13 protein-coding genes are annotated in these 13285 nt (G+C 67.5%); 4 read left to right on the top strand and 9 right to left on the bottom strand.

The annotated features are described in order from the left end of the window. Positions 1–306 precede the first annotated feature (306 nt). Positions 307–1341 carry an LLM class flavin-dependent oxidoreductase gene (locus NAF06_RS08510; protein WP_008584324.1) on the top strand — a complete coding sequence of 345 codons (1035 nt, stop codon included), beginning with the start codon at positions 307–309 and terminating at the stop codon, positions 1339–1341. A 24-nt stretch (positions 1342–1365) separates the two neighbouring features. On the opposite strand, the gene NAF06_RS08505 is transcribed toward NAF06_RS08510, so the two are convergent. From NAF06_RS08505 to NAF06_RS08480, 6 genes are all read right to left on the bottom strand, one after another. Continuing rightward, positions 1366–1572, bottom strand: a complete 207-nt coding sequence (locus tag NAF06_RS08505) for a DUF8015 family protein (protein ID WP_008584326.1) — start codon at positions 1570–1572, stop codon at positions 1366–1368. Between the two features lie 4 nt (positions 1573–1576). Beyond that, complete coding sequence (locus NAF06_RS08500) at positions 1577–1777, bottom strand: hypothetical protein (RefSeq protein ID WP_008584328.1); 201 nt, start codon at positions 1775–1777, stop codon at positions 1577–1579. A 68-nt stretch (positions 1778–1845) separates the two neighbouring features. Then, positions 1846–2997: a deoxyhypusine synthase gene (locus NAF06_RS08495; protein WP_008584332.1), complete on the bottom strand. Its 1152-nt coding sequence runs from the start codon at positions 2995–2997 to the stop codon at positions 1846–1848. Positions 2998–3036: 39 nt separating this feature from the next. Beyond that, positions 3037–3321 (bottom strand): ubiquitin-like small modifier protein 1, encoded by a 285-nt coding sequence (locus NAF06_RS08490; protein ID WP_008584334.1) that lies wholly within the window; start codon positions 3319–3321, stop codon positions 3037–3039. A 22-nt stretch (positions 3322–3343) separates the two neighbouring features. After that, positions 3344–4624: a DUF8167 domain-containing protein gene (locus tag NAF06_RS08485; RefSeq protein WP_049908803.1), complete on the bottom strand. Its 1281-nt coding sequence runs from the start codon at positions 4622–4624 to the stop codon at positions 3344–3346. Between the two features lie 86 nt (positions 4625–4710). Further along, positions 4711–5979, bottom strand: a complete 1269-nt coding sequence (locus NAF06_RS08480) for a potassium channel family protein (protein WP_008584338.1) — start codon at positions 5977–5979, stop codon at positions 4711–4713. Positions 5980–6131: 152 nt separating this feature from the next. Between NAF06_RS08480 and NAF06_RS08475 the strand changes: the two genes are divergently transcribed. Continuing rightward, positions 6132–7313 (top strand): NAD-binding protein, encoded by a 1182-nt coding sequence (locus NAF06_RS08475; protein WP_008584340.1) that lies wholly within the window; start codon positions 6132–6134, stop codon positions 7311–7313. A 36-nt stretch (positions 7314–7349) separates the two neighbouring features. Here the strand turns inward: NAF06_RS08475 and NAF06_RS08470 are convergent, their stop codons facing one another. From NAF06_RS08470 to NAF06_RS08460, 3 genes are all read right to left on the bottom strand, one after another. Continuing rightward, the gene (locus NAF06_RS08470; protein WP_008584342.1) at positions 7350–7985 is read right to left on the bottom strand and encodes a uracil-DNA glycosylase; all 636 of its coding nucleotides are present in this window, start codon (positions 7983–7985) and stop codon (positions 7350–7352) included. 89 nt (positions 7986–8074) lie between these two features. Then, entirely contained in the window at positions 8075–8302 is a 228-nt protein-coding gene (locus NAF06_RS08465; protein ID WP_008584345.1) for a helix-turn-helix domain-containing protein, read from the bottom strand. Between the two features lie 257 nt (positions 8303–8559). Continuing rightward, complete coding sequence (locus NAF06_RS08460; protein ID WP_008584347.1) at positions 8560–10389, bottom strand: FAD-binding protein; 1830 nt, start codon at positions 10387–10389, stop codon at positions 8560–8562. 122 nt (positions 10390–10511) lie between these two features. Here NAF06_RS08460 and NAF06_RS08455 point away from each other — a divergent pair, with 122 nt between their 5' ends. Continuing rightward, positions 10512–11810 carry a site-specific integrase gene (locus tag NAF06_RS08455; RefSeq protein ID WP_080507154.1) on the top strand — a complete coding sequence of 433 codons (1299 nt, stop codon included), beginning with the start codon at positions 10512–10514 and terminating at the stop codon, positions 11808–11810. Positions 11811–12465: 655 nt separating this feature from the next. After that, positions 12466–12795: a hypothetical protein gene (locus NAF06_RS08450; RefSeq protein WP_008584349.1), complete on the top strand. Its 330-nt coding sequence runs from the start codon at positions 12466–12468 to the stop codon at positions 12793–12795. The last annotated feature ends 490 nt before the right edge of the window (positions 12796–13285 follow it).

The raw sequence follows: 13285 nt of genomic DNA, 5'->3' as shown, positions 1-13285 counted from the left end.
TGTGGTAGTCAGTCGTAAATCGTTAATCCTCGCGACCACCGAAGCCTCAGCCGCTCGTCTGTACGCTGCTGATCTCGCCACGACTGTGACCACCGAAGCCCCAGCCCCGAACCGCTCCGCACAGCACCTCAGGCCTCCCCAGCCTCGTCGGCGGCTCCCGATGGTCGCCGCCGACTCCCTCGCACGCGCTCCTCGGCCGCGGTGCGGCCTCGGAGGCGCGCGCCACCGCACGAGGCCCATGGTTCCGCTCGGCCACGGTCCCACCGGGACCCAAACCGTTTCCCGGAGCGGTCGCCGACCGGGGGTATGGACCTCTCAGTCGTCGACCTCTCGCCGGTGCCGCGCGGCGGCACCGCCGCCGACGCGTTCGCGAACACCGTCGACGCCGCGCGCCACGCAGAGCGGCTGGGCTACGAGCGGTTCTGGGTCGCCGAGCACCACGGGATGGGCGACCGCCTCGCGGGCACCACGCCCGAGGTGCTGCTGGGCCGGCTCGCGGGCGCGACCGACTCGATCCGGATCGGGAGCGGGGCCGTGCTGCTCAACCACTACAGCCCGTTCAAGGTGGCCGAGTCGTTCGGCGTCCTCGACGGGCTCGCCCCCGGCCGCGTCGACCTCGGCATGGGGCGCGCGAACGGCTCGCCGGCCTCGGACCGCGCGCTCGGCACCGACCGGCGCGTCGAGAACCCGAACGAGGACCACCGCGAGCGGGTCACGGCCGTGGTGAACCACCTCCGCGATGCGTTCCCGGCCGACCACCCGTACGGCGACCTCTCCGTGCCGGGATCCGACGAGGGCCCGCCGGTTCCGTGGGTGCTCGGCTCCAGCCCGGCGAGCGGGGAGATAGCCGGCGAGCTCGGCCTGCGCTACTGCTTCGCGGGGTTCATCCGCCCCGGCTTCGCGGAGCGCGCGTTCGCGGCCTACCGCGAGTCGTTCGACCCGGAGGCCGGCCCCGGAACGCTCGACGAGCCGCGGGGGATGGTCGCGGTCAACGCCGTGGCCGCCGAGACGGACGCGGCGGCGGCCCGGCGGCGCGCGCCCGCGGAGGCGACGTTCCGCCGGATGCAGCGCGGCGAACTCGGCGACGACACCCCGACCGTCGAGGAGGCGGTCGACGAACTGGGCGGCGCGCCCGACCCGACGCCGGCGACGCTCGACCCCGACGAGTGGCCGCGGTCGATCTCCGGGAGTCCGGAGACGATATCGGGGCTGCTCGAACAGCTCGCGGACCGCGTCGGCGTCGACGAGGTGATGATCCAGCACACGGTGCCGGACCACGAGGCCGCGCTCGACTCGCACGCGCTGCTCGCGGAGGCGATGGACGTGGAGCCGCGGGCGTGACCGGAGGAAAGCGGCGGGCCCCGGTCAGCCGTCGACGGGCGGATTGAGAAAGACGCCGTCGACGATCAGCAGGCAACACACCGCCGAAGCTCCCGCGAGCGGCGGGATCCCGTCGCCGGTGTTCACCGCCAGCGCGGCGTAGACGCCGGCGAAGCAGAGGGGGAACGCGAGCAGCAGGAGATCGGCACGGTCGACCGCGTCGGGGACCGCGGCGCGGGATTCGACCGACATGGGGTCACTCCACGTACCCCAGATCCCGGAGCCGCTGGCCGATCCGACGGGCCTCGGCCTCGCTGATCTCGTCGTCGGACTCCATCTCCTGAACGACGACGTGTTTCACGAACTCCTTGACCGAGCCGAACGGCTCGTCTTCGATGTGCTCCTCCACGTCCGCGACGAACTCCTTGCGCAGCGAGATCGTCGTGTAGTCGCTCATTACCACTAGTGACCCGTTCCGCCCTGAAAAACCTAATTACATATAATTAGGACACGTCGCCGTCGGCCCTATTCCACGCGGTCGCGGGCGGCGGCGACGAGCATCGGGAGCATCACGGTCGCGTCGCCGTAGACGGAGGCGTTGCGCGCGTCCTTCTCCAGTTTCCCCCACGAGCGCGCCTCTTCGAGGGTCGCGCCGGAGAGGCCGCCGGTCGCCTCCGGGTCCATCGTGATCTGGACGGCGTAGTCGTACGCCCGGGGCGTGACCAGCATCGTCTGGAGCGTGAAGTTCTTCGGGACGCCGCCGCCGACGAGCAGGCAGCCGGCGTCGTCGGCGTCGAACGCGAGGTCGGTCAGCTCCGTCATGTCCGCGAGGGCGTCGAGCGTGAAGTCGGCGGTCTGGGCGTACATCCACGCCTGTAGCCCGAGGACGGAGTCCTGAACCGCCGGGCAGTAGACCGGCACGTCGGACTCGTAGGCGGCGGCCGCGACCCCCGGCCCCTCGGGGATGTCCTCGCGCTCGTTCACTTCGGCGTTGGCGCGGCCGAGTTCGCGCGTCAGGTCGGCGATGGAGACGGCGTCGGTGCCGTCCGCGTCCGGGTCGGCCTCCAGCGCCGGGAACACCTCCTCGCGCAGGTGTCCCTCGAACTCGGCGAAGTGCTCCTGCGGGAGGTACACGTTGTAGATCCGGTCGACGCCCTCGTCGCGCAGCCCCTCGTCGTGTTCGCGGAGGCTCTTCTCGGGGTCGTGAGTGCGCCCGTGGTGGTGTTTCCCGCCGATGGCCTCGATGGCGTCGTGGGTGAGGTTCGCCCCGGTTGTCACCAGAGCGTCGACGTAGCCGTCGCGGATGAGGTCGGCCACGATCCGGCGCATCCCCGCGGGCACCATCGCGCCGGCCAGCGAGAGGAACACGGTGCAGTCCTCGTTCGCGAACATCTCCGCGAGCACGTCGCCCGCCTCGTTGACCGCGGCGGCCCCGATGCCCGCGTCGCCGTAGCCGTCGACGAGTTCGCTCACCGTCATCCCGGCGGTCGCGCGGGTGTGGCCCACCGGGTCCGCGTGGAACTCCTCGCGGTGCGGCTCGTCGCCGCGGTCGTGGTCGCCCTCGGCGTCGTGGTCGCCTTCGGACTCGTGATCGTGGTCACTCCCCGTCTCGTGATCGTTCCCGTGACTGTCCCCGGCGTCGCGGTCGTCCCGCGCCCCCTCGTCGCTGTCAGTCATGGCTTCGGATGGGGCGGGCGCGCGTTTGAAACGACCGATCTATCGGCCGACCGAGCCGCCGCTCACCGGGGGGAAAAGCGCCAGTTCGTCGCCGCTCTCCAAGACCGCGTCGAGACCCTCGTCGTGGCGGACGCTCCGCCCGTTTCGGAGGACGTTGATGTGGTCCGCGACGGTCCCGTCCTCGATGACGCGGTCCCGGAGGTCGGGGTGTGCGTCCAACAGCGCGTCGAGGGCGTCGCCGACCGTGTCGCCCGGCTCCGCGTCGACGGTCACGGCGCGGCCGCCCGCGATCTCCGCGAGGTCGGCGAACAGCTTCCACTCCATAGCGGATCCCGGAGGGGACGACTCAAGAGCGTTGCGTCCCGTCGGAGAGGCGGTCGCTCGCGTCGCGGTCGTCGCCGACGCCGTCGGGTTCGGCGTCGCCCGTGCCCGAGCCGCCGTCATCGACCCCCGTCGAGCCGTCGGCACCGTTCGCGCCCGAGCCGTCGGCCGCGGCCGTCTCGAACCGCCGGATCGCGTCCGGGCGGCCGACGAGGTACACCAGATCCCCGGCACCGAAGGCGTACGACCGTGGCGGGATCGGCTGGACCGACCCCTGCTCGGGCCGGACCGCGGCGACGACGGCCCCGACGCCGCCGACGGTGCTCCCGTCGAGGTCGCTCCCGGCCCCGACGGTGACGGTGGCCATCGTCTCGTCGGCGTTGCGCAGCAGCGAGGCGAACTCGCGGTCCGCCTGCGGCTCGGCGGGGAGCGTCACGAGCCGGTAGCCGGTCTCGTCGGTCAGGCGCTCGGCGTCCGACTCGTCGAGCGCGACGGTGACGGCGTCGCCCGCGACGCCGCGCAGCTCCCCGGTGGCGACGCGCTCCGGCTCCGGGTCGTCGCGCCACACCTGAACCGTGTCGCCGACGGTCGCGTTGTTCGGCGGGTCCGCCACGAGCGCGACCGCCGCCGACCCCGGTGCGAGCGTCGGCCCCAGCCCGGCGGCGCGGGAGCCGACCGCGAAGTACTCGAGTTCGCCGTCCGCGCCGAGGTCGACGTCGACGTAGCCGACGCCGTACTCCTCTTTGAGCCGCGAGACGAGCCGCTCGCGGAGGTCCTCCTCCGAGAGCTTCCGCGGGAACAGGAGGGTCGTCTCCGCGAGTTCGGCCTTCTTCTCCGGCGAGACGGGGTCGTACGTGTCCATGTCTCCGATCTCCTCGGCCGGCGGGAGCGTCACCGCCGTGAACCGGCCGACCGCGCGGACGATCCCGCTCAGTTCGCCCTCCAGCTGCTTGGCCCCGGAGAGCGCGAACACGTCGACCGCGACCCGGTCGCCCGCGTACCGGCCGACGGGTGCCATCACCCCCGCGACGCCGAGCGAGACGAGGTTGAAGAACACGCTCTCGGGGGCCAGGAGGGCCGGGTTGTCGCCGATCGCGACCGACCCGAGCGAGGTCGTGTTGAGGTATAAGGCGACGACCGAGACCCCGATCAGTCCCGTCACCCCCTCCGGGATCTCCGCGCGGAAGTACCAGCGGTAGGCCAGCGCCGCGCTCCCCGCGACGGCGGCGGAGACCACCGCGAACGTGACGAGCGTGACCGCGGCCTGCCGCGGGCGGGCGAAGCCGACGTCGACGGCGGACGCGATCCAGCGGTCGGCGACGGCCGCGGCTCCGAAGTCGGCGGCGGCCGCGGCTCCGAGATCAGCGACCGCGAGGGAGACGAGCGGGGGCGTCACGCGGCCACCTCCGCGAACCGGTCGAGGGCGTCGCGGCTCCCGACGACGAACAGGTCGTCGCCGGCGGACAGCGACTGCGACCCGCTCGGCGCGATCGTCCACGACTCGTGGCGGGCCGCGAGGACGGCCACGTCGTACGCCTCGCGGACCTCCGCCTCGCCGATGGTGTGTCCGTCGAGCGGCCCGCCGGCGACGACCGACACCTTGCGGAACCGCTTCCCGGCCCGCCGCAGCAGGGCCGTCAGCTCGTATTCGCGCCGGGTGCCGCGCGACAGCACCAGCACGCGCCCCCGGTCCGCCCGGAGGAGCGCCGCCGCCTCCGAGCGGTCGAGCGCGACCGTCACCCGCCCCTCTCCGCCGGTCGTCGTCGGCGCGGTCGCCGCCGGCGGAGCGACGGCCTCGTCGTCGCCGCCGTCGGTCACGAGGTCCCCGTCCGCGTCCGGATCGTCGCCCCCGCCGGACGCGGGCTTCGGTGCCGCGCCGGCCCCCGGCTCCGGCTTCCCGCACGACCGGGCGGCGAGGACGGCCCCCTCGGCGTCGAAGTCCGGGGTGATCACCCGGACGACGTCCCCGCGGGCGATCCCCGTCGGGACGAGCGCCGACACCGACACCGCGCGCTTCCCGGCCGGCACGCGCTTCGAGAGCGCCCCGGTCGGCGGCGCGGCGGACACCGTCGCCCGCGCCCGCTCGTCGATCCGCACCGCCACGTCGGCGAGGTCGAACTCCGTCCGGAGCCGTTCGGTGAACCGGTCTTCCAGCTCCGCGAGCGGGAGGTCCGCCGGGAACGTCCAGTCGCCGTCGAGGATCGCCCGCCGGGTCTCGGCCGGCAGCGGCGGGTACCCCTCCATGTCGTTCACCTCGCCGGTCACCTCGACGGAGACCCGCCCGCGGCCGCCGACGAGCTCGATCACGTCGGTCGAGAGCGTCCGGTCGCGGAGCTGTTTGAGCGAGATCCGCTTGGGGACGCTCGCCCCGAGCCGGTCGCCCTGCGCGTGGGCGTACAGCGAGATCATCAACACCACGACGATCGCCGTGAGGATCGCCGGCGCGCGCTCCGAGGAGCGGATCGTCTCGTCGTTGAGCGCGAGCAGCCCCCCGTTGACCCCGGCGATCGCGAGCGACAACACGACCACCCCGAGCCCGGGGATGGTCACGTCGGTCACGTACTTGAACACGAACCCGAGGGTCCCGGCCACCAAAGCGGGGACGATCCCGGTGATGACACCGAGGTAGATCCCGAAGACGATCTCGACGGGCAGCGACATACCCGGTTCAACCGACGGGGCGGTTAAACGTGTGTCGGCGCGGCGGGCGCGATCCGGGTGGTCGAAACCGCCGGGGCCCGCGATCGGCGTCGAGACCGCCGTCGCGCGCTCGGCCTCGCGGGGTTTAAGTACGGTCTCGGCGACGCGGAGGTATGGAGCTGACCCGCGACTGGGTGACCGTTCGGGCGTCGATCGCCCTGACGTTCGCGGTCGCGATACTGTCGATCCTCGCCGGACTCGCGCAGATCGGCGGACTGGGCGTCGACGGCCCGCTCGCCCCGTACGTACCCGCGGTCGTCCGCCAGACCGTGGGGTTCACGGGGACGATAACCGGTTTCTCGATGCTCGGCAGCGGCTTCGCGCTGAAGAACGGCTACCGCGTCGGCTGGTACTCGACCGCCGTGCTGCTCCCGCTCACCGCGATCCAAGGGCTGATGCAGGCGTCGGTGCTGTCGTTCCCGCTCGTGGCGCTGTCCGTCGTGTCGGTGCCCGCGCTCTTCTACAACCGGCGGCGGTTCGACAGGAACTTCTCCCCGTCGCCGACGCAGCTCGCCGCGGGTGCGGCGCTCGTGACGGCGGTCTCCTACGGGACGGTCGGCACGTACGCGCTCCGCGATCAGTTCAACGGCGTCGAGACGATCGTCGACGCGTTCTACTTCACCGTCGTCACCGCCTCCACGGTCGGCTACGGCGACGTGACGCCGCAGACCGGTGCGTCCGCCGACATCGCCCAGTTGTTCGTGCTCTCCTCGCTCGTGATGAACGTCGCCGCGTTCGCGGTGGCGCTCGGGGTCCTGCTCACGCCCGCCATCGAAGCGCAGCTCTCCAAGGCGCTCGGAAAAATGACTGACAGACAGATCGACCTCCTCGACGACCACGTCCTCGTGCTCGGCTACGGGGACCTGACGGAACCGATTCTCGAAGAACTCGCCGCCCGCGAGGGCGTCGACTACGCCGTCGTGACGCCGGACGAGACCGTCGCCAGGCGGCTCGCGGACCGCGACGTTCCCGTGTACACCGCGGACCCCAGCGACGTGGAGCCGCTCGAACGGGTCAACCTCGACGGCGCGCGCGCCGTCGTCGCCGCCACCGAGGACGACGCGCGCGACGCGCTCTCCATCCTCACCGCTCGACAGCTCAACCCGGACGTGCGGATCGTCGCGGCGGTGACACAGCGAGAGAACGTCGACAAGCTCCGCCGCGCGGGCGCGGACCAGGTCATCTCCCCGTCGACGCTCGGCGGACACATCCTCGTCGACTGCGCCTTCGGCGCGGACAGCCGGGAGGCGACGGAGGGAATCATCGACGACGTCGACCTCGACCTCGACGACTGAGTCGAGGCGGAGTCGGGCTCGGCCGCCGGGCCGACTTCAGCGGCTCCGGCGTCCCTTCGTCTGTCGGTAGTCCCGGCTCAACACGTTCTCGCGCATGTGATCGCGGAACGCGTCGGCCTCGCCGTCGCTCATTTCCGCCGGCTCCTTCATCGGCACCAGCTCAAAGCCGCGGCCGCGGATCGTCGTCGCGTGTTCGGCGTCGACGTCGAAGGAGTCCGACCGCCGCGTCGTGTACTCGACGGCCAGCTCGCGGAGCGGGCGCTCGCCGACCGGCACGATGATCTGCGGGTTTATCATCCGAATCTCGGCGTTGAGGAACGGCTCGCAGGTCTCGACCTCGTGGTCCGTCGGGGCGCGGTCGGGGTGTCGGCACCGCGTCAGGTTCGTGAAGAAGACGTTCTGTACGTCCGGCTCCGCGGCGTCCGGCTCCGAGCGAACGAAGCCGAGGTCGCCGAAGATCGACTGGACGCGTTCCCCGCCGCCGCCGCCGGTGAAGGGGACACCGTTGCGCTCGGCGGCCGCGGTCGGGCCAGTGCCGACCACGAGGAACTCCGCGCCGACGTCGCCGTAGCCGTGAACGACGCGGTCGCGGACGCCGCACAGCTCGTCGCAGTTCTCGCAGTCGGCGTCCATGCCGAACGGGTTCTCGAACTCCGTCTGGTTCGCGTCCACGGTCGACGTGGGCGCTCCGCGTCCCTAAACGCTCCGACCGCGGCGCTCGCGGGCCGAGTCGATCCGACCGGAGAGCGGAGCGTCCCGCGTCAGTTCGGCACGTAGCAGTCGCCGTCGCAGTCGACGAAGCCCTCGTTGCGGAGAGTCTTCAGGATGCTGTACAGGGAGAGCTTCTTCATCCCGAGCGACTCGCCCATCTCCGAGACCGTGGCGTCGCCGTTCGTGGTCAGGTAGAGGTACACGAGTTTGGCGCGCGGGGACTGAAGCTCCGGGGGCAGCGCGGGGGCCGCCGCGGACGCGGTTTCCGTCTCGATCATCTTGTCCGATCGATTGGGTTCGACGATAATAAATCCCCTATTCAACGTTCGTCGAAACTCTCTGGAACGGTTCGTGAGCGTCTTAGGAGGACGTTTTCGCCGTATCTGCCGGACGTTCGTCGGTCGACGAACGAGAATTCGACGCGTATCGTCGGGGAGTTTCGACCGTCGACGGATGCGAGACCGTGAACGATCCGGATCGATCCGGAAGGGCGGTGCGGTCCGGGGCGTCTCGTCGCGGACCGGTTCTTCCGCGGTCAGTACGAGCGGCTCTTCGGCTCGTACGTCTTGTTCTCGCCTTCGAGGACGACCGGCTTGTACCACAGCTCCGGCTCGCCGTCGTTCCACGAGATGAGCGTGTGTTTCAGCCAGTCCTCGTCCTTCCGCTCCTGGTGCTCCTTGCGCCAGTGCGCGCCCCGGAACTCCTCGCGGGCGAGCGCGCCCATCGTCAGCGCCTCCGCGATGTCGAGGATGTTCCGCGTCTCGATGGTGTGGATGAGGTCGGTGTTGAACGTCCGCGACGGGTCCGACACCGCGACGTCCTTGTACGCCTCGCGCGCCTCGCGGAGGTCGGCCAGCGTCTCTTCCAGCCGGCCCTCCTCGCGGAACACGTTGACGTTGGCCGTCATCGTCTCCTGGACCTTCGAGCGGATCTCGGCGTGGTTGCGCCCGTCGCGGGAGAGCAGCTCCTCGACGCGCTCCTGCGCGCGGTCGACCGCCGCGCCGACGACGCTCTCGGCGTCGGTCGCCACCGCGCCGCCGTCCGCCGCGGCGGGACCGGACCCACCGGTCTCGCCGACCTCGACGCCGAACTCGTAGTCGGCGGGCTGCCAGTCGCCCGACCGACCGGTCTCGATCTCGGCCTCGCCCATCTCCTCGCCCGCCGCGTGGCGGCCGGCACGCTTCCCGAAGACGATGAGCTCCGGCAGCGCGTTGCCGCCGAGGCGGTTCGCGCCGTGGACCGACGCGCAGGCGCACTCGCCGGCGGCGTACAGCCCGTCGATGGCGGTCTCGCCGTGCTCGTTCGTCTCGATGCCGCCCATCGCGTAGTGCTGGCCGGGCTTGACCGGCATCGGCTCCGTGAGCCCGTCCGCACCCTCGAAGTCCTCCGCGAGGTGGAGGATGTTCTCAAGCCGGTCGAGGATGCGCTCCTCGCCGAGGTGCCGCATGTCGAGGTGGACGTACTCGTCCTCGATGCCGCGCCCCTCGTTGACCTCTGTCAGCTCGGCGCGGGAGACGACGTCGCGGGAGGCGAGCTCGCCGTCGTTGTTCGCGTAGCCGTGTTCGAACATGAACCGCTCGCCGTCCTCGTTGTAGAGGATTCCGCCCTCGCCCCGGACGCCCTCGGAGATGAGGACGCCGGTCGACGGCAGCGTCGTCGGGTGGAACTGGATGAACTCCATGTCCTCCATCGGGACGCCGGCGCGGTACGCCATCGCGACGCCGTCGCCGGTGTTGGCGACCGCGTTCGTGGTGTGGTCGAACACCTGCCCCATCCCGCCCGTCGCGAGGATGACGCCGTTCTCGGCGCGGAAGCCGCTGATCTCGCCGCTCTGGATGTCGTAGGCGACGACGCCGTGACAGGTCCGCTCGGCGGGGTCGTCCTCGTCGGTGACGGCGAGATCCATCACGTGCCACTCGTCGTACACCGTGATCCCGCGTTTGACCACCTGCTCGTACATCGTGTGGAGCATCTGGTGGCCCGTCTCCGCGCCGGCGTACGTCGTCCGCGGGAACGAGAGCCCGCCGAACGGGCGCTGGGAGACGCGGCCGTCGTCCTCGCGGGAGAACGGCATCCCCCAGTGTTCGAGCCGGATGACCTCTTCGGGGCTCTCCTGACAGAGGGCCTCGACCGCGGGCGCGTCCCCGAGGTAGTCGGACCCCTTCATCGTGTCGTACGCGTGGTCCTCCCAGGAGTCGGCGTCGCGTAACGCCGCGTTGATTCCGCCCTCCGCCGCACCCGTGTGCGACCGGACGGGATGGAGCTTCGACACCATCGCCACGTCCGCGCCCGCTTCCTGTGCCGCGATCGCCGCCCGGAGTCCCGCCCCGCCGGCCCCGACGACGACGACATCGTGTTCGTACATTGTTGGTATGTAATTTCGTAGGGTCTGGAGTCCCTTGATACTGTCTGTCGGGATTACCAGAACAGGCTTTGTTTAGTGTAACTGAGCATAACCTTCTACTTAATCGGGGATGACTCGCCTCTATGGTTCGAGGAGACGATCCCGATCATAAGTTGCGAAAAGAAAAGGATCGTATTAGGGGTTGCGACTCCCTATCAGAGACAGAGACAGAAGCCGCATTAGAGTTCATTCGTGCCTTCGACCCCCAGGATATAGAATACTCATGTCAAGACGAAAATGGAGAGACACAAACACTCTCACACAATTCGCTTGAGGGATACGGGCGGAGTATTCGGCTCTTGGCGAAAGAGTCGGACGCGAGCCTGTTTGAACATACCTTGGAGACGCTTACAGACGTTTTCAACGACTGGTTGGACGAGTTAGCGATCGAGACGGTACGCCAGCGGCAGGCCGCCGTCATCAAATTCCATCGATATCACGAGACAGACGTAGATCCTGACGAGATTTCCCTGAAGCAGCGAGAGAACGACACCAGCGTTGATGAACGCGATATGTTCGACGCCGACGACGTACAAGCAATTCGGGACGCGTGCGATAACGCCCGAGATAGGTGCTTGATTGAATTACTACTCTACACAGGGCAGCGTATCCGAGCGATTCAGACGCTTCGGATCAAAGACATAGACCTTGAGGAAGGGGCATACTACCTCAACACCGACGCAGACGGGCTAAAAGGGGCCGACGATGTGGGACGGAAAAGACCGCTTCTCGGGGCGGAGAACGCCGTGCGAGATTGGATCGACAAACACCCGACAGGGGAGAGAGACGACTATCTCATTACACCGTTGCCTTCGGCGCGGAATATCAGCGGGAAGGGAGAGTACCTTTCAACGCCAGCAATTCACAACCGACTGAGTACGATTGTCGAGCGGGCTGGTGTTGAGAAGCCAAGCAACGCACACAACTTCAGACACCTTTTCGTTACAAATGCGGTGCGGGAATACGACTTAGACCCGTCTACGATCAAGCACCTCATCGGTCATCAAAAAGATTCAGTCGTGATGGAAACGACATACCAACACCTTACCGATGAGGATCATATCCGAGCCGCTCGGGAAGGGTCCGACGCGGGTCGTGATCCCGAGCCGAAGGAGGGGAGTCTAACACCCGAGACGTGCCCGACGTGTTCGGAGCCGTTACCACCCGCCGCGAAAGCCTGCTCACGGTGTGGACAGGTGTTCGCCCCTGACGCCCGAGCCGCCAAAGAGACAGTCGAGAACGTTGTTCACGAAGGCGCAAAGGCGGCAGAATCTGACGCCGAACGGGAAGCGATAGATGCTGTGCGGGGATACCTCAAAGAGAACCCCGAAGTCGCCGCAGAGAATCCCGAACTGGTGAAGCAGTTGCTCGGGGAGGAATAGGTTCGTCCGTAACGGACGGGGAAGATCCGCCCCGAGGGTTAGTCGGCGGCGGCCCCCCGTCCGTTCCGCGACGAGGCTGACGGTGGATCTCTGTCGTCGTTCCCCTCGATACGACAGATAAGCCGTGCGAGGGGAGCGGCAGGGTTGTCAGCCTCACGGAGAACGCGGACGTGTTCTCTTGTGACTTTGTTTTGAGTCATGAGGTTTGCCTTGCCCATCGTTTGACGGATGAGTCGGCAGATGATTTTCACCCGCATTCTCCACCACTAACTGACGTTTGTCCAATATATAATATCGGCGGCGGGGATCGTTCGGTGCCGTAGGCACGGGGACATACGGCCGCCGCGGTGGTTCCCTTCGGTGGGGTCACACGCGCACAGACGCTTGCCGTGGCGCGGCTGCGAATTAGGGATGATTACATTATAGTATAACGCTGTTATCCGCATTATCGGTAACAACAGGTTATCCCCGATTTAGGCTACCCCGGTTCGCGTCCGCGACCCGCTCCGCTCAACGCAGCGTTTTCGGCTATCTGCTGTGGTTAAATCGTGCTTATTGAAGTTCACTCTGAGTATGCTGCCATACTGAACCTACTGATGATTTTCAGTATTGACGCGCCGATGGGATTATCTCATCCGTTTGTCAAAGGCGAGGTATGGCTCGACAGATCGCTCTTGACCTGATTCAAGTTGTTGGGCTGATGCTGCCCGTTGTATTTCTCACAATGCGGTTTTTACAACGAAACACCTCCCCTGAGACAGACAAAGAAACCGAATCGCTATTTGTGAGAATCTTCTTGTTGATGCTGGCGTCGTTAACAGCATCTGGTTTCCTTCTTCTCTTGGGCGTCTTGGATACCGCTTGGGCATCATCCGTTGTCTTCTTTGGAGTTGTGGCGATGATGGCATTCTTTGTATTCTTCGGAATATTTATTTACTACTTTGTTCAGGCTATGAAGCCCGAATACAAGCAACATTTGACCTAATAGCGAACAAGTAGCCGAGTGTCAGATAGTATTTCACTCTGGAAAGACCGTCATCCAGACCCACTTCGTTCAACGCAACCCTTTGAAGCAAGCACTCGCAGAGGTCGGCGGCGACGAGCGGGGGGGGGGGCAGACGGAGCGGTATCAGTCGGCGCGGACGACAACAGGTAGTGAGATACCTCAGACTGATTCATACTGCGCCGTGAGCGCGGACTGTCAACTTTTTCGGGGTAACGAGACCCAACAATGTCATTGGAACAGAAAGCTCTTAGAGCGACCTCAGGCTTCTATCATAGAGTTATGACACTTCGCGTATGTGTGTGTGTGTGTGTGTGTGTGTGTGTGGTCCTACACGGGTACACGGGAGGCCACGGTACGGACACATGGTGGATATGTGGGGGTCGCCCGTCGCCTCGCATTACCGCTTAATCGCGTTACGGAATCCGTATAAGTGGGGACCACCTCCACCTACACATACATGTCGAGTTTC

This window comes from Halorubrum hochsteinianum, from assembly GCF_023702125.1.
In the GTDB taxonomy this organism is placed as follows: domain Archaea; phylum Halobacteriota; class Halobacteria; order Halobacteriales; family Haloferacaceae; genus Halorubrum; species Halorubrum hochsteinianum.
The sequence above is the reverse complement of the archived record's forward strand: the minus strand, read 5'-3'. Positions and strand labels throughout refer to the sequence as shown.

What these genes read in the sequence shown, in the direction of transcription:
- NAF06_RS08465 (WP_008584345.1), bottom strand. Translation starts at nt 8,302, where the DNA reads ATGATCGAGACGGAAACCGCGTCCGCGGCGGCCCCCGCGCTGCCCCCG.
- NAF06_RS08490 (WP_008584334.1), bottom strand. Translation starts at nt 3,321, where the DNA reads ATGGAGTGGAAGCTGTTCGCCGACCTCGCGGAGATCGCGGGCGGCCGC.
- NAF06_RS08455 (WP_080507154.1), top strand. Translation starts at nt 10,512, where the DNA reads ATGGTTCGAGGAGACGATCCCGATCATAAGTTGCGAAAAGAAAAGGAT.
- NAF06_RS08475 (WP_008584340.1), top strand. Translation starts at nt 6,132, where the DNA reads ATGGAGCTGACCCGCGACTGGGTGACCGTTCGGGCGTCGATCGCCCTG.
- NAF06_RS08510 (WP_008584324.1), top strand. Translation starts at nt 307, where the DNA reads ATGGACCTCTCAGTCGTCGACCTCTCGCCGGTGCCGCGCGGCGGCACC.
- NAF06_RS08460 (WP_008584347.1), bottom strand. Translation starts at nt 10,389, where the DNA reads ATGTACGAACACGATGTCGTCGTCGTCGGGGCCGGCGGGGCGGGACTC.
- NAF06_RS08450 (WP_008584349.1), top strand. Translation starts at nt 12,466, where the DNA reads ATGGCTCGACAGATCGCTCTTGACCTGATTCAAGTTGTTGGGCTGATG.
- NAF06_RS08500 (WP_008584328.1), bottom strand. Translation starts at nt 1,777, where the DNA reads ATGAGCGACTACACGACGATCTCGCTGCGCAAGGAGTTCGTCGCGGAC.
- NAF06_RS08505 (WP_008584326.1), bottom strand. Translation starts at nt 1,572, where the DNA reads ATGTCGGTCGAATCCCGCGCCGCGGTCCCCGACGCGGTCGACCGTGCC.
- NAF06_RS08480 (WP_008584338.1), bottom strand. Translation starts at nt 5,979, where the DNA reads ATGTCGCTGCCCGTCGAGATCGTCTTCGGGATCTACCTCGGTGTCATC.
- NAF06_RS08495 (WP_008584332.1), bottom strand. Translation starts at nt 2,997, where the DNA reads ATGACTGACAGCGACGAGGGGGCGCGGGACGACCGCGACGCCGGGGAC.